Below are 779 nucleotides of genomic sequence, written 5' to 3'. Positions count from 1 at the left end.
CCGGCAGCTTTGTGGCCGTCAGTGCAGGCGGGGCGCACAGCTGCGGAGTAAAGAGCGACGATACCCTGGCCTGTTGGGGCGTCGACCACCACGACCAAGCCAGTCCGCCCACCGGCAGCTTTGTGGCCGTCAGTGCAGGCGGGGCGCACAGCTGCGGGCTGAAGACCGACGCCAGCGTGGCGTGTTGGGGCGCTGACGCCGATAACCAAGTCACGAACACACCCACCGGCAGCTTTCTCGCAGTGAGTGCAGGCGGCGCCCACAGCTGCGGGCTGCAGAGCGATGACACCCTGGCCTGCTGGGGCGCTGACACCCAGGGCCAAGCCAGCCCGCCGTCCGGGACCTTTGTGGCGGTCAGTGCGGGCTATGCCCACACCTGCGGGCTGCGGACCGACGAGACCGTGGTGTGCTGGGGGAATAACGCCGATGGCCAAGCCCCGACCGGCCCCCGCACCGGTCCCTTCAGCACGGTGAGTGCGGGGTACGAGCACAGCTGCGGACTCAAGACGGATGGGACAGTAGACTGCTGGGGGGACAACACCGTGGGCCAGACCAGCCCCCCGGCGGGCGGCACCTTTGTCGAGATAAGTGCGGGGCGGTGGCACACCTGTGGGCTGAAGACGAATGGGACAGTCGCGTGCTGGGGGGCGACTGGCAGTGGGCGGGCGAACCCGCCGGCGGGCAGCACCTTTGCGGCGGTGAGTGCGGGCGGGCTGCACACCTGTGGGCTGAAGACCGACGCCAGCGTCGCGTGTTGGGGGGACGACACCTATGGCCAG

At 69.4% G+C, this 779-nt stretch carries 1 protein-coding gene; it reads left to right on the top strand.

The annotated features are described in order from the left end of the window. A partial coding sequence (locus J4F42_22235; GenBank protein MCE2488242.1) for a hypothetical protein occupies positions 1-779 on the top strand: 779 nt, incomplete at both ends.

This window comes from Desulfurellaceae bacterium, assembly GCA_021296095.1.
Lineage (GTDB): Bacteria > Desulfobacterota > Binatia > Bin18 > Bin18 > JAAXHF01.
The sequence above is the reverse complement of the archived record's forward strand: the minus strand, read 5'-3'. Positions and strand labels throughout refer to the sequence as shown.